This window comes from Rhizobium sp. K102 (assembly GCF_022385315.1).
Taxonomy (GTDB): Bacteria; Pseudomonadota; Alphaproteobacteria; order Rhizobiales; family Rhizobiaceae; genus Rhizobium; species Rhizobium croatiense.
The window spans coordinates 368,187-392,505 of record NZ_CP092435.1; the positions used below are offsets into that span (position 1 = coordinate 368,187).

General features: G+C 61.3%; 26 protein-coding genes and 4 pseudogenes. 14 read left to right on the top strand and 16 right to left on the bottom strand.

Translation table 11 applies throughout. The annotated features are described in order from the left end of the window. Positions 1-3: 3 nt before the first annotated feature. Entirely contained in the window at positions 4-1,011 is a 1,008-nt protein-coding gene (locus tag MHI61_RS05645; RefSeq protein ID WP_239789552.1) for a DNA topoisomerase IB, read from the top strand. After that, the gene (gene ligD, locus MHI61_RS05650; protein ID WP_239789553.1) at positions 1,008-1,886 is read left to right on the top strand and encodes a non-homologous end-joining DNA ligase; all 879 of its coding nucleotides are present in this window, start codon (positions 1,008-1,010) and stop codon (positions 1,884-1,886) included. The genes MHI61_RS05645 and ligD overlap by 4 nt, the downstream gene beginning before the upstream one ends. Positions 1,887-1,895: 9 nt before the next feature. Here the strand turns inward: ligD and MHI61_RS05655 are convergent, their stop codons facing one another. The 3 genes from MHI61_RS05655 to MHI61_RS05665 are packed head-to-tail and all read right to left on the bottom strand — an operon-like array spanning position 1,896 to position 3,289. Next, on the bottom strand, positions 1,896-2,621 hold the full coding sequence (locus tag MHI61_RS05655) for a glutathione S-transferase (RefSeq protein WP_239789554.1): 726 nt from the start codon (positions 2,619-2,621) through the stop codon (positions 1,896-1,898). 6 nt (positions 2,622-2,627) lie between these two features. Next, entirely contained in the window at positions 2,628-2,918 is a 291-nt protein-coding gene (locus MHI61_RS05660; protein ID WP_064685727.1) for a DUF3175 domain-containing protein, read from the bottom strand. 56 nt (positions 2,919-2,974) lie between these two features. After that, on the bottom strand, positions 2,975-3,289 hold the full coding sequence (locus MHI61_RS05665; protein WP_040111419.1) for a hypothetical protein: 315 nt from the start codon (positions 3,287-3,289) through the stop codon (positions 2,975-2,977). Between the two features lie 174 nt (positions 3,290-3,463). Here MHI61_RS05665 and MHI61_RS05670 point away from each other — a divergent pair. After that, positions 3,464-3,827, top strand: a pseudogene (locus MHI61_RS05670) (hypothetical protein). Here the strand turns inward: MHI61_RS05670 and MHI61_RS05675 are convergent. From MHI61_RS05675 to MHI61_RS05690, 4 genes are all read right to left on the bottom strand, one after another. After that, a complete protein-coding gene (locus MHI61_RS05675; RefSeq protein ID WP_239789555.1) occupies positions 3,799-6,522 on the bottom strand; it encodes a response regulator in 2,724 nt (907 codons plus the stop codon). The pseudogene MHI61_RS05670 and the gene MHI61_RS05675 overlap by 29 nt on opposite strands. Positions 6,523-6,744: 222 nt before the next feature. Then, the gene (locus MHI61_RS05680) at positions 6,745-6,924 is read right to left on the bottom strand and encodes a hypothetical protein (protein WP_239789556.1); all 180 of its coding nucleotides are present in this window, start codon (positions 6,922-6,924) and stop codon (positions 6,745-6,747) included. Between the two features lie 321 nt (positions 6,925-7,245). Then, complete coding sequence (locus tag MHI61_RS05685) at positions 7,246-7,521, bottom strand: DUF2934 domain-containing protein (protein ID WP_239789557.1); 276 nt, start codon at positions 7,519-7,521, stop codon at positions 7,246-7,248. 142 nt (positions 7,522-7,663) lie between these two features. Then, complete coding sequence (locus MHI61_RS05690) at positions 7,664-8,305, bottom strand: UdgX family uracil-DNA binding protein (RefSeq protein WP_239789558.1); 642 nt, start codon at positions 8,303-8,305, stop codon at positions 7,664-7,666. 165 nt (positions 8,306-8,470) lie between these two features. On the opposite strand from MHI61_RS05690, the gene MHI61_RS05695 reads away from it, so the two are divergent. Together MHI61_RS05695 and MHI61_RS05700 are read left to right on the top strand one after the other, a co-directional pair. After that, complete coding sequence (locus tag MHI61_RS05695) at positions 8,471-9,934, top strand: phosphatidylserine/phosphatidylglycerophosphate/cardiolipin synthase family protein (RefSeq protein WP_239789779.1); 1,464 nt, start codon at positions 8,471-8,473, stop codon at positions 9,932-9,934. A gap of 94 nt (positions 9,935-10,028) precedes the next feature. Further along, a complete protein-coding gene (locus tag MHI61_RS05700) occupies positions 10,029-10,844 on the top strand; it encodes an endonuclease/exonuclease/phosphatase family protein (RefSeq protein ID WP_239789559.1) in 816 nt (271 codons plus the stop codon). Positions 10,845-11,017: 173 nt separating this feature from the next. On the opposite strand, the gene MHI61_RS05705 is transcribed toward MHI61_RS05700, so the two are convergent. From MHI61_RS05705 to MHI61_RS05740, 8 genes are all read right to left on the bottom strand, one after another. Continuing rightward, positions 11,018-11,593 (bottom strand): hypothetical protein, encoded by a 576-nt coding sequence (locus tag MHI61_RS05705; protein WP_239789560.1) that lies wholly within the window; start codon positions 11,591-11,593, stop codon positions 11,018-11,020. Between the two features lie 150 nt (positions 11,594-11,743). Then, positions 11,744-12,202, bottom strand: a complete 459-nt coding sequence (locus MHI61_RS05710; RefSeq protein ID WP_239789561.1) for a DUF411 domain-containing protein — start codon at positions 12,200-12,202, stop codon at positions 11,744-11,746. A gap of 55 nt (positions 12,203-12,257) precedes the next feature. Continuing rightward, positions 12,258-12,545, bottom strand: coding sequence for a copper-binding protein (locus MHI61_RS05715; RefSeq protein WP_239789562.1), 288 nt, complete (start codon positions 12,543-12,545; stop codon positions 12,258-12,260). Positions 12,546-12,567: 22 nt separating this feature from the next. Next, positions 12,568-13,047, bottom strand: a complete 480-nt coding sequence (locus MHI61_RS05720) for a plastocyanin/azurin family copper-binding protein (RefSeq protein ID WP_239789563.1) — start codon at positions 13,045-13,047, stop codon at positions 12,568-12,570. Positions 13,048-13,081: 34 nt separating this feature from the next. Further along, a complete protein-coding gene (locus MHI61_RS05725; RefSeq protein ID WP_239789564.1) occupies positions 13,082-14,428 on the bottom strand; it encodes a copper oxidase in 1,347 nt (448 codons plus the stop codon). Positions 14,429-14,442: 14 nt separating this feature from the next. Beyond that, positions 14,443-15,909: a TolC family protein gene (locus MHI61_RS05730; RefSeq protein WP_239789565.1), complete on the bottom strand. Its 1,467-nt coding sequence runs from the start codon at positions 15,907-15,909 to the stop codon at positions 14,443-14,445. Further along, the gene (locus MHI61_RS05735; protein WP_239789780.1) at positions 15,906-16,133 is read right to left on the bottom strand and encodes a hypothetical protein; all 228 of its coding nucleotides are present in this window, start codon (positions 16,131-16,133) and stop codon (positions 15,906-15,908) included. Before MHI61_RS05735 ends, MHI61_RS05730 begins: the two co-directional genes overlap by 4 nt. Before the next feature lie 92 nt (positions 16,134-16,225). Beyond that, entirely contained in the window at positions 16,226-16,633 is a 408-nt protein-coding gene (locus MHI61_RS05740; protein WP_239789566.1) for a hypothetical protein, read from the bottom strand. A gap of 149 nt (positions 16,634-16,782) precedes the next feature. On the opposite strand from MHI61_RS05740, the gene MHI61_RS05745 reads away from it, so the two are divergent. Further along, complete coding sequence (locus MHI61_RS05745; RefSeq protein ID WP_239789781.1) at positions 16,783-17,223, top strand: YqaA family protein; 441 nt, start codon at positions 16,783-16,785, stop codon at positions 17,221-17,223. On the opposite strand, the pseudogene MHI61_RS05750 reads toward MHI61_RS05745, so the two are convergent. Beyond that, positions 17,206-17,519 (bottom strand): annotated as a pseudogene (locus tag MHI61_RS05750) (cytochrome b/b6 domain-containing protein); the annotation flags it as partial. The gene MHI61_RS05745 and the pseudogene MHI61_RS05750 overlap by 18 nt on opposite strands. 36 nt (positions 17,520-17,555) lie before the next feature. Here MHI61_RS05750 and MHI61_RS05755 point away from each other — a divergent pair. The 8 genes and pseudogenes from MHI61_RS05755 to MHI61_RS05795 all read left to right on the top strand — a co-directional run. Continuing rightward, positions 17,556-17,665 (top strand): annotated as a pseudogene (locus MHI61_RS05755) (four-helix bundle copper-binding protein); the annotation flags it as partial. Between the two features lie 78 nt (positions 17,666-17,743). Continuing rightward, positions 17,744-18,295: pseudogene (locus tag MHI61_RS05760) on the top strand (cytochrome c). 235 nt (positions 18,296-18,530) lie between these two features. After that, the gene (locus tag MHI61_RS05765; protein ID WP_239789567.1) at positions 18,531-19,166 is read left to right on the top strand and encodes an adenylate/guanylate cyclase domain-containing protein; all 636 of its coding nucleotides are present in this window, start codon (positions 18,531-18,533) and stop codon (positions 19,164-19,166) included. 439 nt (positions 19,167-19,605) lie between these two features. Further along, positions 19,606-19,746 (top strand): hypothetical protein, encoded by a 141-nt coding sequence (locus MHI61_RS05775; protein ID WP_239789568.1) that lies wholly within the window; start codon positions 19,606-19,608, stop codon positions 19,744-19,746. A gap of 255 nt (positions 19,747-20,001) precedes the next feature. Further along, the gene (locus MHI61_RS05780) at positions 20,002-20,544 is read left to right on the top strand and encodes an ATP-binding cassette domain-containing protein (RefSeq protein WP_239789569.1); all 543 of its coding nucleotides are present in this window, start codon (positions 20,002-20,004) and stop codon (positions 20,542-20,544) included. A gap of 26 nt (positions 20,545-20,570) precedes the next feature. Further along, complete coding sequence (locus MHI61_RS05785) at positions 20,571-20,903, top strand: hypothetical protein (RefSeq protein ID WP_239789570.1); 333 nt, start codon at positions 20,571-20,573, stop codon at positions 20,901-20,903. Between the two features lie 291 nt (positions 20,904-21,194). After that, positions 21,195-22,187: a Fe(3+) ABC transporter substrate-binding protein gene (locus tag MHI61_RS05790; RefSeq protein WP_239789782.1), complete on the top strand. Its 993-nt coding sequence runs from the start codon at positions 21,195-21,197 to the stop codon at positions 22,185-22,187. Positions 22,188-22,242: 55 nt separating this feature from the next. After that, positions 22,243-23,901, top strand: coding sequence for an iron ABC transporter permease (locus MHI61_RS05795; RefSeq protein ID WP_239789571.1), 1,659 nt, complete (start codon positions 22,243-22,245; stop codon positions 23,899-23,901). Positions 23,902-24,319 lie beyond the last annotated feature (418 nt).

The window sequence follows — 24,319 nt, forward strand, 5'->3', positions numbered from 1 at the left end:
AGCATGAATGCCGAAGCCATCACCGATCTTGGCCTCATCTATGTCAGCGATACCGAACCGGGCATTCGCAGACGAAGGAAAGGCAAGGGCTTCAGCTATGTGATGCCTGATGGCACGACGCTTTCCGATGAGTTGCAGCGGGCGCGCATCGGCGCGCTCGGCCTGCCGCCGGCCTATGAGAATGTCTGGATCTGTCTCTACGAGAACGGTCATCTCCAGGCGACCGGCATCGATGCGCGCGGGCGCAAGCAATACCGTTATCACAAGGAGTGGCAATGCTTCCGCAGCGCCGGAAAATTCCACCAGCTGATCGAATTCGGCCGAGCATTGCCGAAGATCCGCCGCACCGTGCTGCGCCATCTCGATACCGGTGCGGAGGATGTCAAAGGCGTGCTGGCGGCTTTGACGACGCTGCTCGACGAGGCGCATCTGCGGGTCGGCAACCAGGCCTATGTCAGGGAGAACGGCACCTATGGCGCAACGACACTGTTGAAGCGGCACCTGAAGATCGTTGACGGGCGGATCGAGCTGAAGTTCCGCGCCAAGGGCGGCAAGCGCGTCCAGCGCAGCCTCAAGCATCCCAGGCTGCAGAAGATCCTGGAAGAGATTGCCGATCTGCCCGGCCGCCAGCTGTTCGTCTGGAAGGATGAAGGCGGGGCGCTGAAACCGGTCGATTCCGGCCGGCTGAATGCCTATCTGGCCGAGATATCGGGCATTCCGATCTCCGCCAAGACGTTTCGCACCTGGGCAGGATCGCTGGCGGCCTTCGGCATGGCGCGCGAAAGAATTGCCGGCGGCGGGCGGCCGACGGTCAAGGAAATGTCGGAGGCGGCGGCCGAGGCGCTGCACAATACGCCGGCAATTTCACGCTCGAGCTACATCCATCCGGCGATCATCGCGCTCGCCGGCAATGACCATCCTGTGATCGAGGGTCGCAACGAGCCGCTGCGGGGCTTGCGGGCGGAAGAAAACAGGCTACTTGATTTCCTGACACGCGAGATCGAGGAATGAGCGCTGCAAACCCGCCGACATCGGACGTATCCCTGACCCATCCCGACCGGCTTTACTGGCCGGACGAGGGTGTGACCAAGCAGAAGCTGGCGGATTATTACGCCGCTGTCTGGCGTTTCATGGCACCTTATCTCGTCAACCGGCCGTTGGCGCTGTTGCGCCTGCCGGACGGCATTAAAAGCCGCCAGCGGTTTTTCCAGAAACACGGCTGGAAAGGCATGAATTCCCATATCGAGGAGATCGCCGATCCGCAGGACGCGGACGGCGAGAAACTGCTGCGCATTTCCGATTTCGACGGGCTTGTCGCGCTGGTGCAATCGGCCGCACTTGAAATTCACCCCTGGGGCACGACGACCGATCATTGGGAAAGACCCGATATGATCATCATGGATCTCGATCCCGGCGAGGACGTGGCCTGGAGCGCGGTGACATCGGCAGCGCTTGACGTAAAGGAGCGGCTGGAAGCCCGCGGGCTTGCCGCCTTCGTCAAGACCTCCGGCGGCAAGGGGTTGCATGTGGTGGCGCCGCTTGCGCCGAAGGCTGGCTGGGCCGAGGTGAAGGATTTCGCCCATACGCTTGCCGAAAGCATGTCGACCGACGCGCCGGAGAAATATCTGGCAACCGCGACGAAGGCAAAACGCGGTGGGCATATTTATATCGATTATCTCCGCAACGGCCGCGGCAGCACGGCGGTCGCGCCCTATTCGACCAGGGCGCGGCCGGGTGCGCCGGTGTCGATGCCGCTCGATTGGTCCGACCTGAAGGAACTCAGCGGTCCGGCCGCCTTCACTCTCGCCAATGTGCCGCAGCGGCTGGAGACTAGGCCGCGCGATCCCTGGGGTGATTTCTTCGATGCAGCCGTGCCGCTGCAATGAATGGCCCGCTCATTCCGTGCTGTCGAGTTCGGGATAATGTCTGAAAATCCCCTGCTCGTTGAAGGCGAGGCGGCGAGGGGAGGCGAGATAGCGGGCGATGTTCGGCCGCTTTGCCACCGCAGCATGCAGGGCCAGAAGGGCGGGGTAGTCCGCCTTGCGTTTGGCCATGGCCTTCGGAAAGGCATAGGTCAGGCCTTCGATCACCTGGAAGAGCGAAAGGTCGACATAGGTTAGAGCGTCGCCGACGAGATGGCCGGAACCATCGGGGTTTTGCCGCAGCACACGCTCGAAATAACCAAGGTACTTCGGAATGCGCTGGCCGATAAAGGCCGCCGAGCGGGCCTTCGCCTCCTGCTTCTGCTCTTCGTAATATCGCCCCATGTCGATCGGGTGATGCGTGTCGTGCACCTCGGCGACGAAGTCGGTGACAGTCAGCTGCAGGCCGTTGGCGACATGCCGAAGGCCTTCATCCCCAGGCGCCAGCCCCAGCCTCGGGCCGAGATAAAACAGGATGTTGGCGACATGCGGGATAATCAGATCGCCATCCTTCAGGAAGGGTGGCGCGAAGGGAATATGCGCTTCGCTTTCGCTTTCCAGGATCTCGAACATGGCGCCGGTGCCGCGGCCGGGGTCACGGGTAATGTCGACATAATCGGCGCCGGCCTCTTCCAGTGCCAGCCGGACGAATTCGCCGCGCCCCTGGATGCCGTCCCAATAATAAAGCTCATAGTCCATCTCAGCTTAATCCTTCGGTTTACGACCGAAGTCTTTTCGCAGTTCGTCCTTGGCTTCTTCAAGGGTGGCCCGCCGTTTTTTCGTCAATTGGTCGCCGGCGCGGTTGATGTAGAAGGTCAGCATCGACATGGCCGCGCGAAACGGGCTCGACTTGCGGCGATGGCTCTCCTCGGCCGAATGCTTGACCGAGCGGGCAATCTTCTTCGGATCGTCCGATTTGAACACGCCTTCCTTCAGGTCCATTGCGTCGCTGTGTTCGGTGACATCCTGCGACCATTTCTTCTTCGATTTGGCCATGGCGAAATCCTCTGGCAGGATACGGGCGGCGCAGGCCGCCGTCGTTTCCGCCATCCTTAGTGGTGGCTGTGGTGCTCGTTGCGTTTGCGCGTCGCTGCCGCCTTCTTGGCCGAGGCGGACCGCTCCTCTTTCGAGCGCGCCGCCGATGCAGCGCCGCCGGCGCGGCCGCCCTTTTCTGAGGATTCATGCGTATCCTTCTTGCCGCGGCCGGATCCGGATTTATTGCCGCCGCCGCTTTCCTTGTTGACCGTCGCCCAGGCACGCCGTTCAGCTTCCTTCTCGGAAACGCCGCGATCCTCGTAGCTTTCCTCGATATGCTCGGCCTTGCGCTTCTGCTTGTCGGTATAGTCGGATTTGTCTCCTCGCGGCATCTTCGCCTCCTGTTGTTTGCAAAGCGATGGAATGCGTTTTTAGGAGAATCCAACCGGTGCGGAGCGCAAAAGTTCCCTCGAAGGTCATTGCCCCGGATTTCGGAACAAACGCCGGTTTTGTCAGGCTTTCGAGGGGAAACCTGCATAGTCCTGATATAGCAAGGAGCCGAGAACATGGAAAAACACCTCGTCAAAGCCGATGGAACCGGCATGATCGACGTGAACGGCCAGGTATCGCCGGTCACCTACACTGTCAGCTTCAAGGAATGGGCCATTCCTATGAGGTCGATATCCGCCCGATGGCGCCGCGCGACTGGCTGCTGCAGAGGGGTTTCAACCGTGATGCCGTGCTGGTCAGCCAGAGCGGCGCGCGTATTCTTGTCTATCACGATGGTGCCAACCATCACGATGACGGTCATCACGACGGTGGCCGCCTGGATCCTGCAGAAGCGATTTCGATCGAGCTAACGAGGCTGATCTGATGGACAAATATCCGGAGTTCGACAGGTTTAGAGCCGCTGCTGCAGGGCGGTCGTGACGGCCCGGTCGAGCGCGGCGCTGTCGAAAGGTTTCGTCAGCAGCACCGAGCCGGAGAAACGATTGGCGTCGGGCAGGTCGCTGTCGCCCGTGGCAAAGACCAGACCGACCGAGGGAAGCACTTCCCGCGCTCTGGCGGCAAAGGTCGAACCCGACATGCCGGGCAGGCCGACATCGACGACGACGATGTCGACGATGGTATGCCCAAGGATATCCGCGCCCTGTTCGCCGCTCTCGGCCTCGATGACGTCATAGCCGAGATCCTGCAGGATCTCCGCGGTATCCATGCGGATGAAGGCATCGTCTTCTACGAGCAGCAGCTTCAGCTTTCCGGCAGTCTCGGCATGTCTTGGATCGGCAGGCGTTGAATGGAGCGCGGCGGCGTCGGCTGCCGGTCGGCCGCCTCGCGGCCGGTCGGTGAGCACATGGCGGATCTTGCGGGCCAGCTCCTCGCGCGTATAGGGCTTGGAGAGCAGCTCCAGCCCGGGATCGAGCCTGCCGCCATGGACAATCGAATCTTCCGTATAGCCGGATGTGTAGAGCACGGCGATGTCGGGCAGACGCGCGCGTGCCATGCGCACAAGTTCCGGGCTCTTCAAGGGGCCGGGCATGACGACATCGGTAAAGAGCAGGTCGATATGGGCGCCGCTCTCGATCACGGTCAGCGCGCTTTGCGCATCCTTGGCCTTCAAGACGTAATAGCCGAGATCCGACAGCATCTCGATGACCGTGGTGCGAACACCCTTGTCATCCTCGGCGACAAGGATGGTTTCGGTTCCGCCGGTTGCCGGCACGGTGTCGGCGGCGCTGACGTGATCCTCGCTGCGGAACGATCGGGGGAGATAGAGCTTGATGGTCGTGCCTTCGCCGGCCTGGCTGTAGATCTTTACGTGGCCGCCGGACTGCTTGACGAAGCCGTAGACCATCGACAGGCCGAGACCGGTGCCCTTGCCTTCCGGTTTCGTCGAGAAAAAGGGCTCGAAGGCCTGCTCCTTCACCTCCTCGGTCATGCCGGAGCCGGTATCGGTGACCGCGAGCACGACATATTGGCCGGCCTTCACTTCAGGATGGGTGCGGCTGTAGGAATCGTCGAGGAAGGCGTTGCCGACCTCGATCGTCAACCTGCCGGCGCCATTCATCGCGTCGCGCGAGTTGATCGCAAGGTTGAGCAGGGCGTTCTCGATCTGGAGCGGATCAGCGAAGGTGTTCCAGAGGCCGCCAGCGACGACGGTCTCGACTTCGATCTCCTCCCCGAGCGCGCGGCGCAGCATATCGTCCATGCCTGTGACGAGACGGCCGATATTGATGACCTTCGGTTCCAGCGGCTGGCGGCGGCCGAAGGCGAGGAGCTGGCTAGCCAGCCGCGAACCACGTTCGACGGCGACGAGCGCATTGGCGATGCGCTCCTTGGCCCGGCCGTTTTCCGCCACGTCCTTGCCGAGAAGCTGCAGATTGCCCGAGATCACCTGCAGCAGATTGTTGAAGTCATGGGCGACGCCGCCGGTGAGCTTGCCGATCGCTTCCATCTTCTGCGCCTGCTGCAGTGCCGCTTCGGCCTGCTGGCGATCGGCGATCTCGGCTGCGACGCGCCCCTCGAGCATTTCGTTGAGTTTGCGCAGCTGATCTTCCATGTCGCGGCGCTGGTCGATTTCGAGCTTGGCGGCCCGGAAGAGCCGGATATTGTCGATCGCCACGGCCGATTGGCCGGCGAGGCTGACGAGGCTTGCCTCTGCCGCCTGGGAAAAACGGCCGGGTTCGCCGTGGCCGAAGAACAGGCCGCCGATGACGCTGCCGTCGCGCGATTTCACCGGCACGGCAAGATAGCTCCTGACCGGCAGATGCCCCTTCGGCATGCCGGAATGCGGCGCGTTCTGCCCGTAGCGCGGGTCGAGCAGGATGTCGTCGGAGCGCACGATGCCTTCGCCGCCGAAGGTCGGCGCGAAGACCTTGGTATTGCGCGGCATCGGGAACTTTTCGAAGTTCTTCCGGTCGACGCCGGAGAGCGCGTAAAGCATATAGCTGCCGCCCCCGCCATCATCGACATTGTAGAAGAAGGCGCCGAATTCGGCGCCGGTGAGCGTCACGCCGGCATCGACGACAATCTGTGTCAGGCGTTCGACGTCCGGCTCGACGGTGATCGCCGCACCCGCCCGATTGACGACGGCAAGCGCCTCCGACTTGGCGCGCAGCTCTTCCAGCGCCAGCTTCTCGCCGCGTTTGGCCGCCACCTGGTCGGTGACGTCGAGGGTCGCGCAGAGGATGCCGGCGATGGTGCCGTCATCGTCGCGCAACGGCGTATAGGAAAAGGTGAACCAGGTGTCCTCGGTGCGGCCGTCGCGGCGCATCGGAATGAGCAGCTCTTTGAAGAGCTGCGGGCTGCCGCTGAGCGTGCTCGCGACGATCGGCGAGAATTGCTCCCAGATATCCGCCCAGACTTCGTGGAAAGGTCTTCCGAGTGCGGCGGGATGCCGCTCGGGGAAAACGGGAACATAGGCGTCATTGTAGAGGAAGGCGAGATCGGGACCCCAGGCGACGAATTTCGGCTGGCGCGAATTCAAAACCATTTCGGCGATGTGCTTGAGAGAAGAAGGCCAGCTTTCAACCGGTCCGAGACCGACGGCGTCAAAGGCCGGATGCCGCAGCAATTCGCCGATTTCGCCGCCGCCTCTCGGCCAGCCGTTGCCGAAGCTTCGCATTCAAAACGCTTTCTTGTCGCCCGCCGCGCCGGCGGGGGCGCCAGCAATTGAAAGTCCTGCAGCCTCCCTTCGCACGTCTGAAAGAGGCGCGGCTGCAGGGGTTCAGCTCGTCCAACCGTCAAGATAGCAGCTTGCGAGGGCAGGAAAAGGGTAGTGTCGAAATATCATTAACCGCTGGCCGTTCAACCTTTTGCACCGTTGACGCGGCCCGTCTTCGGGCGGTTATTTTCGGTAGAATTTTTGCGACGCTGCGAGGGCGCGGCCAATGTCGAATGAGGGCAGTTGCAGCGGCCTGCGGTGATCGCGGAAAACCAGTCCGACGAGCCTGTCGACGACAATGATCAATCCGAGGGCGAGACCGAGATAGAGCAGCGCGGCGACGAGCAGGAGCGAGATCTCCATATCTCATACGACCACGGTGAAGGAGCGGCCGCAGGCTGCGGAAACGGGCAAGGCAAGGATCACGGCAGGGCCGTCAGTCATGATAATTTCCCCGGTTTCGACGCAAACAGCCCTGGTACGGGCTTGTTCCCGACGATCGGGCGGGAGGTCAGCTTCTGGAAGCCTCAAAGCTTGCAGCGTCATCCGGCCTCTGTTCACCCCCGCATGGAATAGCCCACCTCCGAACCTTCATAAAACACAACTAATTCAGGCATATGACAAAGAAAGGCCGAAGGGCGTCGCGACGACGCCCTTCGATTGAAGTGTTCGGTATGCCGTGTTTCAGGACGCCGTCTTGCGGCTCGCCGTCCGCTTGGGCGTCGGCGTGACGACGCCGTTCGTCTTGGCGCCGGTTGCAGCACTCTTCGGGGCCGTTACGGCGCGCTTGGCCTTGGGCTTGGCTTCCTTGCCGTTGGACGAGGTAGCAGAGCCTTCGAGCGCTTCGCGCTCGTGGCGTGCCTGTTCCCAATGAATGGAATCTCGCCCTGTTGGATAGCCCTCTTCTTCCCAGAGGGCGTATGCACGTTTCTTGATCCACTCTTCCCGAGTTTCTGCCATCGCTGATCTCCAGTCACATAATGCCGTCGTTCGAACGCGATACTGCCCGGATGGTTCCAGAGGAGGGCCGCTGTTTCAAGCGAAATCGGCCTACAACCCTAAATATTTCGCGTCGCAGCATATCAGAGTTGAGAATCGGCATTCATCGAGACTGAAATTCCGCCGCCTTGTGCAGATCTGACACAAACGCCTGGCGCTGTTGGTGCTTCTCCTTGTCGTCACGGATGCGCAGGAGAAAGGAAGGATGGATGGTGACGAGAACGGGCGGATGGTTCCTCGGCTGCAAGATATGGCCGCGCTCCGGCGTCAGTTTCGCCTTCGGTCCAAGCAGTGCGTAGAGCGCGCTTGCGCCCAGCGCCACGACAAGCTTCGGCTGCAGGATGTTGAGTTCGGCGCCGAGCCACCAGGCGCAACGCCGGATCTCGCCGGCATTGGGTTTGGCATGCAGGCGCCGTTTGCCGCGCGGTGTGAATTTGAAATGCTTGACCGCATTGGTGACGTAGCAGCGCTCGCGATCGAGACCGGCTTCTTCGAGACAGTGGTCGAGCAGACGGCCGGCGGGGCCGACAAAAGGCCTGCCGGCGATATCTTCCCGGTCGCCCGGTTGCTCCCCGACAAGAACGATCTCGGCCTTGTCTGAGCCTTCGCCGAAGACGATCTGCGTGGCGTTCCTGTAGAGGTCACAGCGGGTGCAGCCTTCGGCCTGATGGCGCAGTTTGGCAATGCTGTCCGCATCCGCGACTTCGAGCATCAAGGCCGGGCCGAGGTTTGCGGCGATATTCATGATCGCGATCCTCGTTTCCTCGGGATCAATCGCTCGCAACGGGGATTGTTCCCGCGTCCGAGCCGGCGCCGCCTGCGGAAGAATGGCAACGCGCGAGAAATTTCGCGCCATGGGAGAGAGCCGGCGCAATTGAACGCCGCCGTTTCGCAGCTATATTGGCCAGCGATGTTCTATCTCCTGTCGACCTACTGGCCGCATATCCTCTTTGTCGTTTCGGTCGCCATGGGGGCTGCGGCGGCGATCCACGCCGCCATGACCAAGGAGGAAGTGCGCGCCGCGATCGGCTGGGTCGGCGTCATCATCCTGTCTCCGATCGTCGGCGCGCTGCTTTATGCGATTGCCGGCATCAACCGCATCCGCCGCAAATCGCTGAGCATTCGCCGCGACGCCCTGCTGCTTGCGCCCGGCATCGACGGGCTGGAGACCTTCGACGCCGAGGCCGAGACGGTGATCAGCCAGTTCGGCCGCCGCTTTGCGGCGCTGCAGACGCTGGGCGACCGGGTGACCCGCAACCCGCTGACCTCGGGCAATGCGATCGACATGCTGGAGACCGGCGACGAGGCCTATGCGGCGATGAAATCAGCCATCGACGAGGCGAGCCGCAGCATCCTGCTCGAAACCTATATTTTCGACCGCGACGCGATCGGGCTGCGCATCGCCGACGCGCTGATTGCGGCGGTCAAGCGCGGCGTTGCGGTGCGGGTGCTGATCGATGCGGTCGGCGCGCGTTATTCGGTGCCGAGCATTCTCGGCTATCTCAAAGAGGGCGGGGTCACCGTCGCCGTTTTCAACGGCAACGTCATCATGGGCTTGCGGCTGCCCTATGCCAATCTGCGCACCCACCGCAAGATCCTGATCGTCGACGGCCGTATTGCGCTGACGGGCGGAATGAATATCAGGGCGGGCTTCAGCGAAGAGGCGACGGGCGAAAGCTTCGCCCATGATACGCATTTCAGCGTCACCGGCCCTGTCGTCGCCGACCTCTTCGACCTTGCCGCCGAAGACTGGCGTTTCACCACTGAGGAGCTGTTGAACGGTGAAGCCTGGCGCATCGAACCGCCGCAGCGCAACCCCGGCGATCCCATCCTGATGCGCGTCGTCGCTTCCGGGCCGGATCGCAGCGTCGAAACCAACCACAAGATGCTGATGGGCGCCTTTTCCGTCGCGCGCCAATCGATCCGTATCATGTCGCCCTATTTTCTGCCGGACCGCGAATTGATCAGTGCCCTGGTGACGGCGGCGCGCCGGGGCGTCGATGTCGATATCATCGTGCCTGACGTCAACAACCTCATGCTGGTCGACCGGGCGATGACGGCGCAATTCGATCAGATCCTCAAGAACTATTGCCGCATCTGGCGCTCGACCGGCAGCTTCAGCCATTCGAAATTGCTGACCATCGACGGCACCTGGGCCTATGTCGGCTCTTCCAATCTCGACCCGCGCTCGCTGAGACTGAATTTCGAGGTCGATCTCGAGGTGCTGAACGAGGGCTTTGCTGCCGAGATCGACGAGCATATCGACGAAACCCTGAAAGCGGCGACGCTGGTGACGCTGGAGGGCTTGCGTGCGCGACCCTTCCCGATGCGGCTGATCGAGAAGGTGCTGTGGCTCGGTTCGCCCTATCTTTGACGGATTTTTTGCGTTCTGACGTGGCAAGTTCGGCTCGGCCGCCTATACTGCGGAATGAGTAGCCCTTTGATCAACGGAACAAGTGCGCCGCCCGATGCACGCCAGGAAAGACAGTCTTCCCGCCAGTATCCTCGCCTCGATCAGGAGCAGGAAAAAGCGGCTCGACGCGGCGCATATGGAGGCAAGGCCGCGAAGCGCCGGAACGTTGATCGCCTCCTACAATGTGCACAAATGCGTCGGCACCGACCGCCGCTTCGATCCCGAACGCACCAGCCGGGTGATTCACGAAATCGGTGCCGATGTCATCGCGCTGCAGGAGGCCGATACCCGTTTTGGCGAGCGCACGGGGATTCTCGACCTCGGCCGCCTGGAGCGGGAGACGGGACTGATCCCGGTGCCGATCGCCGGCATGGCAAAGGCGCATGGCTGGCACGGCAATGTCGTACTCTTCAAGAAAGGGCTGGTGCATGACGTGCACCAGGTCAAGCTGCCGGGGCTGGAGCCGCGCGGCGCCCTCGTCGCCGAGATCGAGCTGGAAGAGGGCGGCGTGCTGCGCATCATCGCCGCGCATTTCGGCCTGCTGCGCCATAACAGAGCCCAGCAGGCCCACACACTGGTCGAACTGATCAAGGACAGACACGAAATGCCGACCATCTTGCTCGGCGACCTCAACGAATGGCGGCTCGGCGACCGCTCCTCGCTCAACACTTTCCAATCCGCCTTCGGAGAGCTGCCGCCCGCGGTACCCAGCTTTCCCGCCGGCTTGCCGCTGCTCGCCCTCGACCGCATCATCGCCAACCGCAAGGGGATCATCACCGAAGTGGAAGCGCATGACACGCCGCTGGCGCGCATCGCCTCGGACCATTTGCCGATCAAGGCGCTGGTGGATCTGAAGCCGGTGGCCGGTTAGAAAAACCTGTCGCGTCCGCGGTGTCTCGGATGAAGGGGCAGCCGCGGCACCGTCTCGCTGATAATGACCACTGAAACCCTCTTCTCCGCGCCACGGGACGGAGCGCGGTCGTTGATCGGTGGTGGCATTTATTCAGGTGGGTGAGACGGGGTGTGACCGTCGGTGCGTATCGCTTATTTCCGGCGAAGAAAACCAACGAGTTTGCGAAACCGCTGAGCCCATAGCAACGGATCGGTCATTTCAGGCGAGGATGACGCGACCAGCCGGTCGAGGCGCGGCAGGAGGAAGGCAGCCCAATCGTCGAGATCGGTTTTGCTGAAGTAAGGCAGCCAGACGTCGAAAGGGCCATCCCATTGTCTGGGGTTTGCCTTGGCCAGATCGCCGAGTTTTACCGATACGGTTTGGCCGTTGTCGCCGACGACGTCAACGTCTGGATCGGGATCCGGCCTGGGAAGGCGCGCGAAGATGCGCTCTTCCACAGCTTTGCCAGCGGCTCGATCCGCGTCGTTCAGGTGACGCAATATCCGGGTGTCGCTGGCGGCGCCGGAGCCCTCGGTCATGTTGATGGTAAATTTGGCGCCGATCAGGCCGTTCGAATATTGGGATATCTGTAACCAGAAAATCCTTCTGCCACGGACAAAACTGCATCTGCCAGTCGCTTGCGATTCCCAGCCGAGTTCCTGAAATCGCGAGGCCAGCAGCGACCGCATATGTCGGTGAAAGTCCTTGCTTTTCAGATAGTCGCGCATGCTTCTGTCCGGGGCCATTTCTCGCGCCGGAGCATCTCATGGCATGCTGAAAGGCACAAGCGAAGCCAGCCATGCTGAAACTTGAGCGCGCGAATCTGAACTCTTGTTGAGGCGGGGGCTTCGAGGCGGACTGGCTCGCCCTTTGCAGCGTCAACCCTTTCCGGGGCGGACTTCCATGAACACGTAACTTGCGCCGGCCCCTGAGGGGATCGCATGGACGTCATATGAAGCCTGTGGGTCCTCGCCCATTCCCAATGAACCGGGCGGCATGCCCGGCACGGCCAGCCCGCTTAGCGGCGGTCGCTCCCGCAGCAGTCTTTGGACGGCCGCGAGCGGCACGTGTCCCTCGAGGTAGTATTTCTCGACAACGGCGGTGTGGCAGCCCTCCAAATCGGCGGGCACAGCCAGCCGCGCCTTGACCGCTGCGAGGTCGTCGGTGTCGCGGGCGTCGACAGAAAAGCCTGCCGCAGCCATCGCCTTCGACCATTCATGACAGCAGCCACAGTTCGGATCCTTGTAGACCGTCATCTTCGCCGGGCCGGCGATGGCCCGTCCGCCCGGGAGCGCGAGGACGGACGCCGCGATCGCGATAAAGCTTCTTCTGTGCATGGCCTCCACTCCTTGAAGTGCTGCCGCCCGGCTGGGTCCGGGCGGCAGCCGCACGTTATTTTACTTCGGTGACGGTCAGCTTGCCATTCACGCGTTCGGCAACGAAATCGATGTTCGATCCTTCCTTCAGCTTTTCGAGCAGAGCCGGGTCTTCGACGCGGAAGACCATCGTCATCGCGGGCATGTCGAGGTTCTTCAGGTCTTCATGCTTGATGGTGACCTTCTTCGCCTTGGCATCGACCTTGTTGACGACGCCCTTGGTGAATTCCTGGGCGAAAGCCCCGAAGGCCGCGCTGGCGGAGAGCAGGGCGGCGACACCGATTTTGATCATTACAGTTTTCATGTTCGTGGCTCCTTGGTTTCGATTACTTTCCGGCGACGCTGACGTCGCCATGCATCCCGGCTTCGTAGTGGCCAGGAATCAGGCAGGCGAACTTGAATTCACCGTCCGTGGTGAACTTCCAGACGATCTCGCCCGACTGACCGGCCGGAAGGCGGATCGAATTGGGGTCGGCATGTTCCATTTCCGGGAACTTCTCCATGACCTTCTTGTGCTCCAGGATCTTGTCTTCCTGATCGAGCACGAATTCATGGTCGATGGTGCCGGCGTTCTTGATCTCGATCTTGACCGTCTGCCCCTTGCGAACTTTGAAGACCGCGGGCGTGAACAACATCTTCCCGTCGTCGGTTTCCTTCATCGTGACGCGGATCGTCTGGGTCGCCTTGGCCTTGTCGCCTGGTTCTCCGACCGCCATTTTTTCACCGTGGCCGCCGGCATGGTTCCCGGAGGCGAGGGCGGGCGTAGCGAGGGCCGTGAGTGTGGCTGCGATTAGAAGTTTCTTCATTTCTGTTCCTTTGCAGTTGAGAGGTATGGGGCCGTCATCCTTTGACGGGCTTCGTAGTGATTTGCGTTTTCGCGTCATTGGCCTTGGTCGCGTCCGGCAGGTCGCCGGTCCACTCCCAGGCTTGCGTTCCGGGCGGGTTTTCGTACCAGCCCGGATCGGCGTAGTCGTCCGCCGAGATGCCCTCGCGGACCTTCACGACCGAGAACATGCCGCCCATTTCGATGGGGCCGTACTTGCCCCAGCCGGTCATCATCGGAACGGTGTTCTCGGGGATGGGCATTTCCATTTCGCCCATGTCGGCCATGCCCTTGGTGCCCATTGGCATGTATTCCGGCTGCAGCTTCCTGATCTTCTCGGCGACCTTCGACTTGTCAGCGCCAATGAAGGTCGGGATGTCGTGACCCATGGCGTTCATCGTGTGATGCGACTTGTGGCAGTGGATCGCCCAGTCGCCGAGATATTTGGCGTCGAACTCGTAGGCCCGCATCGCACCGACCGGGATGTCGATGCTGACCTCCGGCCAGCGTGCTTCCGGTCGCACCCAGCCGCCATCCGTGCATGTCACCTCGAAGTCGTAGCCATGCATGTGGATGGGGTGGTTGGTCATCGTCAGATTGCCGACGCGCACGCGCACCCTGTCGTTCTTCGAGACGACCAGCGGGCTGATGCCCGGAAACACGCGGCTGTTCCAGCACCACATGTTGAAGTCGGTCATCTCCATGACGCGCGGCACGTAGGAGCCGGGGTCAATGTCGTAGGCGTTGAGCAGGAAGACGAAGTCGCGGTCGACGGGCATGAACGTCGGGTCCTTCGGATGGACGACGAAGAAGCCCATCATGCCCATCGCCATCTGTACCATCTCGTCGGAATGCGGGTGGTACATGAAGGTGCCTGATTTCACGAGATCGAACTCGTAGACGTAGGTCTTCCCAACGGGGATGTGCGGCTGCGTCAGGCCGCCGACGCCATCCATGCCGGACGGCAGGATCATGCCGTGCCAGTGGATCGTCGTGTGCTCCGGCAGCTTGTTGGTAACGAATATGCGGACGCGGTCGCCTTCGACGGCCTCGATTGTCGGTCCCGGCGATTGGCCATTGTAGCCCCAGAGATAGGCCGTCATGCCCTCGGCCATCTCGCGTTCGACCGGCTCGGCGACGAGATGGAACTCCTTGACGCCATTGTTCATCCGGTGGGGCAGGGTCCAGCCGTTGAGGGTGACCACCGGCTGATAGTCCGGTCCCGAGGTCGGATGGAGCGGCGGCTGCATGTCTGCCGAGTCCATTGTCGGCGCGTCGGGCAGGCCCATGGCCGACGTCTTGGTCCAGGCGCCTGCCGCCAGCAGGGCAGCGCTGGCACCGAACAGTTGTCGTCTGTTGAACATGGTGAGTTCCTTTCTCAATGGCCGCCGCCACCGCCGCCTTCGGAGGCAGCGGCAACTTCGGTCTCTGCCGATGCGGTCGTCGCGCCGCCGCCATGGATCGCTGGTGCGAGATTGGCTTCGGCGAGCCAGAAGTCGCGCTTTGCGTTGACGGAGAGCAGGATGGAGTTGATCTTGTCGCGCGTGTCGGTCAGCAGCTCGAAAGTGTTCGAGATCATGCCGTTGTAGGTCAGTAGGGATTCCTCCTCGACCTTCGTGCGCAGCGGCACCACGCTGTTGCGGTAGTGCCGGGCGATGTCGTAATTCGAGCGATAGGCCTCGTAGGCGGACCTCGCCTCCGAGCGGACGTTGACGGCCTTTTCCGCAAGCAGGTTCGCAGCCCGCATGTAGGCCGCCTCGGCCTTACGCATCCGGGCCTTGCCGGTGTCGAAGATCGGAATGGCGAATTCCAGTTCGACCTGGGCTGTCGTTTCCGTCTTCTTCTCGTCGTCCTCAATTTCCCGTTCCGTTTCAAAGCCGGTCAGGATTTCGAGGTCGGTGACATAGCGTGTCGCCTCGGTGAGGCCGTACGATCTGGCGGTGGCTTCGAGTTCGAGCTTCGCGACCTGAAGGTCGATGCGGTTCTTAAGAGCCTCGGCCTCGATAGTGTCCCGTTTGACAACGGATTTCGGTAGCGGCGGCAGGTCGTTCGGAACCTGGTAATCAAGGTCCGAGCCCCACAGGCCCATGAGCCGGGTCAGCTCCTCCTTGGCAAGCCGTGCCGCCAGTCGGGCCTTCGCCGTCTCTCCGGCGAGTTCGGCGACGAACACGTGCTCGCGGGCCTGGGCGCCCTTGGCCATCGCGCCTGTCTCGCCCAGCTTCTCCGCGAGCTCCGAAGCGGCGTCTGCCGCAGCCTGGGCTCGCTGGAGCTGGCCGACGTTCTCCCAGGCCGCCACCGCACCGATCCAGGCACGCCGCGCGTCGGCGGCGACCTGCAGCGTTCGCACGGCCGCTGTCAACTGCGCCTGGCGGAAGCGGGTGTCGGCTATCGCGATGTCCCGGTTTCTCGTCGCGAGCGCCAAGATGTTCGTCGTGATCATCCCCTCGATGGTCTTGAAGGCCTCAAGTTCCGGGGTGCCTATTCCCGTCATGCCGATGGAAATGGTCGGGTTGATGAACATTGTCGACTGCCAGGCGTCGGCGGCGCTGTCGCCGAGATCGGCGTAGGCGGCTTGCAGGCCCTTGTTGTTCAAGAGGGCGATCTGGACCGCCGTCTCGACGCCGAGCGGCTTCTTTTGTGCGAGCAGGCTTTTGACCTGCGCAGCCGCCGAGCGGGCCTGGCTCTGGTTCTGTACCCAGACCGTCTGCTTCGTGGTCACCATCGCCGTCTTGTCGGCAACGGAAGCAAAACCTGCCTGCTTGCTTGAATATTCGGCGCTCGTGACGCAGCCGCTCAGGATCAGCGGGAACGCCAGCACCGTGACGATTTTTCCGAGGCCGATCATGAGGCGTCTCCCTTCGCTGGAGACTGCAGATCGTTCTGTCTGCGCCATGGCTTTGGATCGACCGGCTGCCTGACGACGTAGCCCGAGATCGGCGACCGGTATGTGACCGGGCGGGGAGACGGCTCTTCGATCGCGGCGGGGAAAGCCACCACGTCGGGAGGAAGCATGGATGCGCAGCCGCCGACAACAAGCGGCAGCCCCACCACAAAAAGCGAGGGTTTCATCATGAATTTTCCGAATAAGAGATAGCCTACGGCACCCGCCTGAATTCAGGCAGGCGACCGACATGGACCCGATCACGCGGGTGCGTCTCTAATCAGATATTCGGGGGACGATGGAGATCCGGCAGTTCGCCGAGGGTCGTACGATCGTCGGCGAACTGCCGAATCGAGGTCACGACGGGTCCGCCGACGTCGGGGCCTTCGCAGATGATGCCAAAGCCGCCGCAGAAGTCCTTGCAGCATTCCTGCTTGACGAGCTTCGACGCGCCATCGCCATCATGAGACATGTCGCCATGCGAATGATCATGATCGGCCACCGCCGCCATGTCGTGACCTTCATGGGAAGGCATCACGTCCGTGGACACGACTTTGATCTCGGGAAAAAAGGAGCCATGCATCGCCGCGTTGGCGTTCGACAGCGAGTACCCCACCAGTGATACGATGATCACCAGCCGCATCATCACGAGCAATCTGCTCAACGTGATCCGGTACATCTTGCCCATGCTCCTCGGACTACATGCAAAGCCGTCCGATTTCAACTGCAACTCTTGTGTCATTGATGTTCGAGGCCTTTATGTGGCGATCATCAGGTGGTGCACAAGCTGGGGCTTCCAACGGTGGCAAGGTCAATAGGAGCCGTTCATTTTTGATGATGATTGATCTTGCATCCTACACGGGCCTGTTCACTGCCGCCTTCGGTGCGGCGACGATACTGCCGATGCAGTCCGAGCCCGTGCTGGTCGGCCTTCTTCTCACGGGCAAGTTCCCAGTCCTGGTTCTGCTCGCCGTCGCCAGCGTCGGAAACACGCTTGGAAGCATCGTCAACTGGTTTCTCGGGCGCGGCATCGAACGGTTCCGGGATCGGCGCTGGTTTCCAGTGGGCGAGGAAGCGCTCGAACGTTCGTCCCGCTGGTACAGGAAATACGGGAAGTGGACGCTGCTGCTTTCCTGGATGCCGGTCTTTGGAGACGCTCTCACGGTTGTCGCGGGAGTCCTCAAGGAGCCGCTGCTAGCCTTCACGATCCTGGTATTCGTCGCAAAAACGGGGCGCTACGTCGTGCTGACACTAGCGACTCTACAAATTGCCAGCTGACTTCCGGCACGGCAGCAGCATCCGGTCTACGGTATCGTCTCGGGCAACCAGCGTGTGCCAGGCCGCCGCAGCGAAATGGAGCTCACCATCGCCAGGATGATCCTGGAGCCGATGACGTGGTATGGCGCGATCCCGAACCAGAAGTAGCTTGCGAGAAATCCCATGCAGGCTTGCCCGATGATTGCTGCGTAGAATGCATGGTGAAGCATCGTTGCGGCCCGCGCGGCCCACGTGTTGGGCGGGCTTATCTGGCGTGGCTGCATGATACGAAGAACCAGCCGCACGCCCAGCAGCACTTCAGGCTGATGATGGCCTGTGCGGAGATCTGCCGGGAATGCGCTGAAATATGTGCGCCGAGAACGGCGAACGCATAGGCGACATGCGGAGCTGCGTCGAGGCTTGCCGTCGCTGTGCCGAGAGCTGCCGCAAGATGGCGGCGTAACCGGGGAGGGGCGTTCGCCTCTTCCTGCCCAGATGACAACCGATACCCGCGCACGCATCGTACACTGACGGCGGGTCGATGAGGCAGGCTGATCACTGGAAAGGGCTCGGACTGCTCTCCTTCGCGGGAGCGGTCCTGATGACTGCCATCTCGTCGACGGCTGCGGAGGACGTCGTCGCCGTCCCGCAGGCGGACATGAAGGCCATGGCGGCCGCAGCGAAGACGATCTCCGGCATGTTCAAAGATCCGACGAGCCACAAGTCTGCCGAGTTCAGACTGGCAGCCGATACCATCCGCGAAAAGTCCGGCGTCGTTCTCTCCGGACATTTCGCCTCCGAGGCCGCCAGCGCGCAGTCAAAGGCCAGGCCGAACATCCTCGAGGAACGGGAGCGGTTCGACCGCATCGCGAACGACCTGCGCGATTACGCCGTCGCGCTCGACGCCGCCGCGAAAAAAATCCAGGACCGATGACGGCCGACATGCGGACGAAGCCGGGCGAGGCCATCGGCGGCGGGCCGATCGGCACCCACGTCCGCAACGAACAGGCACTCTCGGCGATGCCGGCGGAGCATGCGTTTCACCTCATGCTCCAGACCTGTACGACCTGCCGCCAGATTCAGAATGGAATGAGCGGCGAACGCTTGGAACCTGGCATTTGCGCGCCTTCTTCAAGCTTCCGCCTAGGCTGGCTCGACGTCGGATTGCCGCTCTCATGTTGAGTTCGATCCCGATATCTTCGATAATCGGTGGGACGATATTCGGAGCTTTCCAGGGTGCCTTGGTTCGAGCTCTTTGATGGAGCCAACAAGCGTCAGCAGGAGCGGTGATGCAGAGCCATGCGAGGCAGCGAGAGGATGCGGCGAAAATGCTGGCCACCGTTGCGTTCATAGATATCGCCGGATTCAGTGCGATTGCGGATGTTTATGGTGACGCGGCCGCGCTCGATGTGCTCGAGGTGTTCGAGAACATGGTGCGCGACGCCCTCAGTGGCTATGCACCTCCGATCAAATGGATCGGCGACGAGGCGATGCTCTCGTTCCCTGAGCCGGAAACGGCGATCCAGGTGCTCGGAACGCTGTTGCAGGCATGCCGCAAGGAACCGCGTCTCCCGCTCACTCGGGCAGGGCTGAACCATGGGCCTGTCATTTGCAGAGCAGGCGATCTCTTTGGATCCACGGTCAATATTGCCGCGCGAATCGCTGCGCTCGCATCGCCGGGTCAGTTGCTTGCCACCCAATCCATTGCTGAGGCGGCCGCCGCCCGAGGCATCCTGGTGCGCGATCTCGGAATGGTGGCGCTTAGATCGGTAGCCGATGAAGTCCCTCTCTTCGAGATCGAGCTCGCTCCGTCGGCCGACCCGGCCTGGATCGATCCGGTGTGCAAGATGCATGCACCCTATTCATCCTACAGGCGCGCCGCCCCCGATGGGCCGTGGTTTTGTTCGCCGCAGTGTGAAGAAGCGTATCGACGTTCACCGCAGACCTATGAGTTGCCGCGGTGACGCCTAGGCCTGAATGGCAGAATTGATCGCGATTGGATCGTTCTTCGTTTGAACCTTGGCCGCAAGGTCGATGCTGGCGAAAGCCTCAGGATCGGCCGTCTTGATCGCCTGCGCCACCGTGCTTGCGCGGTGGCCGCAGGTTATGTTCCGAATCGTACAAAGGAACGGCGTCGTTTCGACAGTTCCCGATAGAGCGCTTCCGGCGATACGCCGATATCCTCCGCCAGCGCCTTCCATTCGCCCTTCGACGGCAGCACGCCGTCGTTTCATGCGAGCCATGACTCGAGACGAGCGGCAAGGGTCTTCAGATTGGCGATTTCCGCGCTTGCGTGTCTGCTCCTGATGCAGGCCCGAGCGTCTGCGGAAGGCAGGATCTTCGTCGACGCCGAGCGGAAACTCGATGCCGCGTTCAGGAACAGGACCATTACGGAAACAGCACTTGGAGTTCCTTGTCGCTAAGGCCGAGGCGAGCCGGTCGCGGCTGAGGTTCATCCACCTCGCGGCGCATCTGGAGGTGACACAGGTTCTCGACCCCGGCCAGATCGAGATCTATGACGAGCACGGCGGATATTCGAAATGACAGCGAGATCAAGTTGAGTTGACTGCGCGCATGACCGGCAGAAGTCGTTCCAGCAGAGCGGGGGGTCTCCTCCGCCTTCCGGCCCGCGATGCCAGCCGGCGTCACTTCTAACCCTCCAGGAGCGTGTGAAGCACGAGACAGCGAATATCTCGCCGCATTTGAGGGACAGATCGCGCTTGTCCCAATTCGTGTCTCTATGATCTATGGGTGCCTCAGGACTTGCACTGGAACCCGCCGGCGAGCATGAAAGCTGAAATGAGCGAAATCGCAGTACGACTGGAAAATGTTAGCCGTCGCTTCGGCATCACTGCAGCCGTGCGCGATCTTTCTCTTCATATTCGGCGCGGAGACGCGGTTTCGCTCGTGGGCCATTCCGGTTGCGGCAAGTCTACGCTCCTGCGCATGATCGCCGGTGTCGAGATACCGGAATCCGGCCGCATCGTCCTCGAAGGTCGCGAAGTCGCAAGTTCGGCCACTTTCGTCGAGCCGGAGGTGCGTGGCGTCGGCTTCGTCTTCCAGGACTATGCTCTCTTTCCGCATCTGACTGTACGGGACAATGTCCTCTTCGGTCTCAAGCGACTTCCGAAGGGCGAAGCAGCCGCGCGGGCAGAGGAGATGATCAGCAAGGTCGGAATCGAACATCTGACGCATCGCTATCCGCACACCCTCTCCGGCGGTGAACAGCAGCGTGTCGCGCTCGCCCGCGCCCTGGCGCCCCGGCCGAGCATCGTCCTGATGGACGAGCCCTTTCCAATCTGGATCAGGGTCTGCGCGGGAAGGTACGCAGCGACACCTTGAGCCTGTTGAGGGCACTTGGCACGACTGTGATCATCGTGACGCATGATCCCCAGGAAGCACTTTCTGTCGGCGACCAGGTGGTCCTGATGCGGGCAGGTGAAATTGTCCAGTCCGGCTCCGCCTATGATCTTCACGACCGTCCGACGAATGCCTATGCGGCAGAGTTTTTTTGCGCGTCCAGCAAAGTTCCCGGCGTTTACCGCGGCGGATGGATCGAGACCGCGATCGGTAACTTCGCCTATACGCTCGATCGTCCGCCGGCAAGCTCTGTGACCGTTTATATCCGGCCGCATGCTGTTGCGCTGTCCCCCGGCTCGGGAATCCCCGCTCGTATCGAGAAATCGTGTTCTGCATGGTGAATTCGAGCAGATCACGTTGAAGGTCGATCGCCTTGAGGTGCCGCTTAAGGCGAGAGCCTTGGAGCGGTTGCCCGTTGATGCGGAGAATATCGAGATCTCAATCCTCCCCGAGCGGCTGCTGGCTTTTTGAAGCTCACTGTGAGCGCATCCTGCTGACCTCCTCATCAAGTTTCCGTGATATTTGGATTCAACCTCCAGGGAAAACTTGACTTTCATGGTCATGAACTGCTGCAAGCAATACGCATTCATTCGCGGAGGGACATAATGAATTCGCGCTCTATCCTCACATCCATGCTGCTTGCTTCGGCGCTGATGTCGCCTGGCATCGCCGCTGCCGCAGAAATCAACCTTTACACGACGAGAGAACCGGCTCTGATTGCACCTCTTCTGGAGGCATTCACCAAATCGACCGGTACGAAGGTCAATACCATTTTCCTGAAGGACGGCCTCGCAGAGCGTGTCGCCTCCGAGGGCGCCAGCTCGCCAGCTGACATCCTGATGGCCGTCGATGCCGGCAACCTTGTCGATCTGGTCGATAAAGGCGTAACGCAACCGGTGGAATCATCTGTGCTGAACTCGGCTATCCCGGAACAGCTGCGTGATGCCAAGGGCAACTGGTTTGCGCTTTCGATGCGCGCCCGCGTGCTCTATGCGTCCAAGGATCTTGACATCAGCACATTCAACTACGAGGAGCTTGCCGATCTCAAATGGAAGGGCAAGATCTGCATACGCTCGGGTCAACACCCCTATAATACGGCACTGTTTGCTGACTACATCGCCCATTACGGCGCGGCAGAAGCCGAGAAATGGCTGACGGGTGTCAAGGACAACCTCGCCCGTAAGGCGGCCGGCGGCGATCGCGATGCGGCCAAGGATATCCTCGGCGGTATTTGCGATATCGGTATCGCCAACTCCTATTATGTTGGCTTGATGCGATCCGGCAAGGGTGGTGAAGAGCAGGTCAAATGGGGCGACGCCATCAAGGTCGTCCTGCCGACCTTCAAGAACGGCGGGACGCAAGTGAATATCAGCGGCGCGGCAATCGCCAAGCATTCACCGAACAAGGCTGAGGCCGTCAAACTTCTCGAATATCTCGTCTCTGACGAAGCGCAGAAGATCTATGCCGAGGCCAATTACGAATATCCTGTGAAGGCGGGCGTCGCGGCCGATCCGATCATCGCATCCTTTGGCGAGCTGAAGATAGACAGCAAGCCCTTGTCCGAGATCGTCAGCCATCGCAAGCAGGCAAGCGAACTCGTAGACAAGGTCGGCTTCGACAACTAAAAAACAAGGAAGGCGCCGCTCGGAGGCGCCTTCCTTCCCGAGAATGGATCGAGTGATGTTTCCCAGCCAGGCGCCCGCCCGCTCTGCAAAGCGCCCTGGCAGCGCATGGCTGGCAATTGGTGTTACGATCGCCCTCATTGCCATTCTGCCGATCGGGGGATTGCTTGTCGAAGCCTCGAAGGGCTCGGCTGGTCTTTGGGGACATCTTTTCTCGACCATCCTTCCGGTCGCGTTTCTCGACACCGTCATCCTCCTTGCCGGCGTCGGGGTCATCACTGCCGTGGTCGGCACGACGACGGCATGGCTGGTGACGGCCTATGATTTTCCCGGCAGGCGTGCTCTGGAATGGATGTTGCTTCTGCCGCTTGCCGTTCCGACCTATATCGTCGCCTATGCCTATCTGGATATACTGCATCCGATCGGTCCGGTGCAGGATGCCGTGCGCTGGCTGCTCGGCTACGAGAGCCCGCGCCAGTTTCGCCTTCCGGACGTCCGTTCCATGGCCGGCTGCATCCTGCTTCTCGGAATCGTGCTCTACCCCTATGTCTACATCCCGACCCGCGCGATGTTCCTGACCCAATCCGGTAATCTCGTCGACGCCGCACGCACGCTCGGCACATCTCGCCGCGCGGTCTTCTGGCGGATCGCCCTGCCGCTCGCGCGCCCGGCTGTTGCCGTGGGTATCAGCCTTGCTCTGATGGAAACGTTGAACGATATCGGCGCCGCCGAATTCCTCGGTGTCCGGACGATAACCGTTTCCATCTACACGACCTGGATCACCCGCTCCGATTTATCGGGAGCGTCGCAGATCGCGCTTGCCCTTCTTCTCATCGTCGTCGCGATTGTTGCGGTCGAGCGATGGGCGCGACGCAAGCAGCGCTACTCGATCGATGTACGGCGGATGCGGCGTTTCCAACCGCGGCGGGTATCCTTCGGAAAGGGCATGCTGCTGTTTCTCGGCGGTCTTCTGCCGGTCATCCTGGGCTTCGCCGCGCCCGCGCTCTATCTCTTGATCGAAGCGGCAAAACGCTATCGGTTCGCCGGCATATCCCCTCGCATCATCGATGAGGCCGTGAATACGCTTGTTATCGCCACCCTGGCGACAACCGCGATCGTCATCCTTGGGCTTTTCGCTGCCTACGCGACCCGCCTGCGCCCGGGCCAGCCGTCCTCCTGGCTCCTTCGCTGTTCCACGATGGGCTATGCTGCTCCCGGGACCGTGGTCGCCATCGGCGTGCTAACCGTCCTTGCCGGACTCGATCAGTTTATCGATCGCGCCGCGCTTTCCTTGTTTGGCGTGTCGACTGGCCTGCTCCTAATGGGATCGGGTACTGCCGTCATATATGCGCTTATCGTGCGGTTTCTGGCCATCTCCGCCGGCGGCATAGAAGCCGGTCTCTCGCGCATTTCCCTGTCGCTTGATCATGCTTCGCGTTCGCTGGGCCAATCTAACGCAGGCACGCTGAGATACGTGCATTTGCCACTCTCGAAGGCGGCAATCTCGGCTGCCGCCCTGCTGGTCTTCGTCGATTGTGTGAAGGAGCTGCCGGCGACGCTCCTCCTGCGGCCACTCAATGTCGAGACTTTCGCAACGCATCTTTATGGAGAGGCTGCGAGAGGCACTTACGAGGAGGCCTCGATTGCCGCGCTCGCCATTGTGCTGATCGGCATTCTGCCGGCCATTCTGCTGTCGCGGATCGGACGTATCCGCTAGACGGCCGACCACTGCCTTCAGGCAGACGGAAAATTGCACACCCTGTTTCGGAATTACGGTCAGTCCGCCTGCGAGGGCAGCGAAGATTGTCTCCGAGAATGAAGGTACGTGCGCGTTTCTGGCAGACAAAAGGAAGTGAAGGGCCGGCATTACGTCGCCGACTTGACGGCTGTCATCGTCTGCGAAATGCTAAGATGTCAGACCAATTCAACGACTGCCTGGATGAAAATTGGGGAACCATGAAGGCAAATCGTAGCGACAGGCCGGTCTGAAATCGCGACGCCAGCAGCAAACGCATATGCCGATGAAAGTCCTGGCTTTTCAGATAGTCGCGCATGTTTTACAGCCTATGCTGCCACAACCCTTCGGAGCATCTCATGGCATGATCGAGGACACAATGCCCGCCGTTATGCTGATG

Bases quoted from the DNA above. Each gene is read 5' to 3' on its own strand.
- MHI61_RS05745 (WP_239789781.1), top strand. From the start codon at position 16,783: ATGATTGATCTTGCATCCTACACGGGCCTGTTCACTGCCGCCTTCGGT.
- MHI61_RS05725 (WP_239789564.1), bottom strand. From the start codon at position 14,428: ATGTTCAACAGACGACAACTGTTCGGTGCCAGCGCTGCCCTGCTGGCG.
- MHI61_RS05700 (WP_239789559.1), top strand. From the start codon at position 10,029: ATGCACGCCAGGAAAGACAGTCTTCCCGCCAGTATCCTCGCCTCGATC.
- MHI61_RS05765 (WP_239789567.1), top strand. From the start codon at position 18,531: ATGCTGGCCACCGTTGCGTTCATAGATATCGCCGGATTCAGTGCGATT.
- MHI61_RS05710 (WP_239789561.1), bottom strand. From the start codon at position 12,202: ATGCACAGAAGAAGCTTTATCGCGATCGCGGCGTCCGTCCTCGCGCTC.
- MHI61_RS05720 (WP_239789563.1), bottom strand. From the start codon at position 13,047: ATGAAGAAACTTCTAATCGCAGCCACACTCACGGCCCTCGCTACGCCC.
- MHI61_RS05660 (WP_064685727.1), bottom strand. From the start codon at position 2,918: ATGGCCAAATCGAAGAAGAAATGGTCGCAGGATGTCACCGAACACAGC.
- MHI61_RS05790 (WP_239789782.1), top strand. From the start codon at position 21,195: ATGCTGCTTGCTTCGGCGCTGATGTCGCCTGGCATCGCCGCTGCCGCA.
- MHI61_RS05675 (WP_239789555.1), bottom strand. From the start codon at position 6,522: ATGCGAAGCTTCGGCAACGGCTGGCCGAGAGGCGGCGGCGAAATCGGC.
- MHI61_RS05680 (WP_239789556.1), bottom strand. From the start codon at position 6,924: ATGGAGATCTCGCTCCTGCTCGTCGCCGCGCTGCTCTATCTCGGTCTC.
- MHI61_RS05780 (WP_239789569.1), top strand. From the start codon at position 20,002: ATGAGCGAAATCGCAGTACGACTGGAAAATGTTAGCCGTCGCTTCGGC.
- MHI61_RS05715 (WP_239789562.1), bottom strand. From the start codon at position 12,545: ATGAAAACTGTAATGATCAAAATCGGTGTCGCCGCCCTGCTCTCCGCC.
- MHI61_RS05695 (WP_239789779.1), top strand. From the start codon at position 8,471: ATGTTCTATCTCCTGTCGACCTACTGGCCGCATATCCTCTTTGTCGTT.
- MHI61_RS05655 (WP_239789554.1), bottom strand. From the start codon at position 2,621: ATGGACTATGAGCTTTATTATTGGGACGGCATCCAGGGGCGCGGCGAA.
- MHI61_RS05705 (WP_239789560.1), bottom strand. From the start codon at position 11,593: ATGCGCGACTATCTGAAAAGCAAGGACTTTCACCGACATATGCGGTCG.
- MHI61_RS05795 (WP_239789571.1), top strand. From the start codon at position 22,243: ATGTTTCCCAGCCAGGCGCCCGCCCGCTCTGCAAAGCGCCCTGGCAGC.
- MHI61_RS05645 (WP_239789552.1), top strand. From the start codon at position 4: ATGAATGCCGAAGCCATCACCGATCTTGGCCTCATCTATGTCAGCGAT.
- MHI61_RS05735 (WP_239789780.1), bottom strand. From the start codon at position 16,133: ATGAAACCCTCGCTTTTTGTGGTGGGGCTGCCGCTTGTTGTCGGCGGC.
- ligD (WP_239789553.1), top strand. From the start codon at position 1,008: ATGAGCGCTGCAAACCCGCCGACATCGGACGTATCCCTGACCCATCCC.
- MHI61_RS05730 (WP_239789565.1), bottom strand. From the start codon at position 15,909: ATGATCGGCCTCGGAAAAATCGTCACGGTGCTGGCGTTCCCGCTGATC.
- MHI61_RS05740 (WP_239789566.1), bottom strand. From the start codon at position 16,633: ATGGGCAAGATGTACCGGATCACGTTGAGCAGATTGCTCGTGATGATG.
- MHI61_RS05685 (WP_239789557.1), bottom strand. From the start codon at position 7,521: ATGGCAGAAACTCGGGAAGAGTGGATCAAGAAACGTGCATACGCCCTC.
- MHI61_RS05665 (WP_040111419.1), bottom strand. From the start codon at position 3,289: ATGCCGCGAGGAGACAAATCCGACTATACCGACAAGCAGAAGCGCAAG.
- MHI61_RS05690 (WP_239789558.1), bottom strand. From the start codon at position 8,305: ATGAATATCGCCGCAAACCTCGGCCCGGCCTTGATGCTCGAAGTCGCG.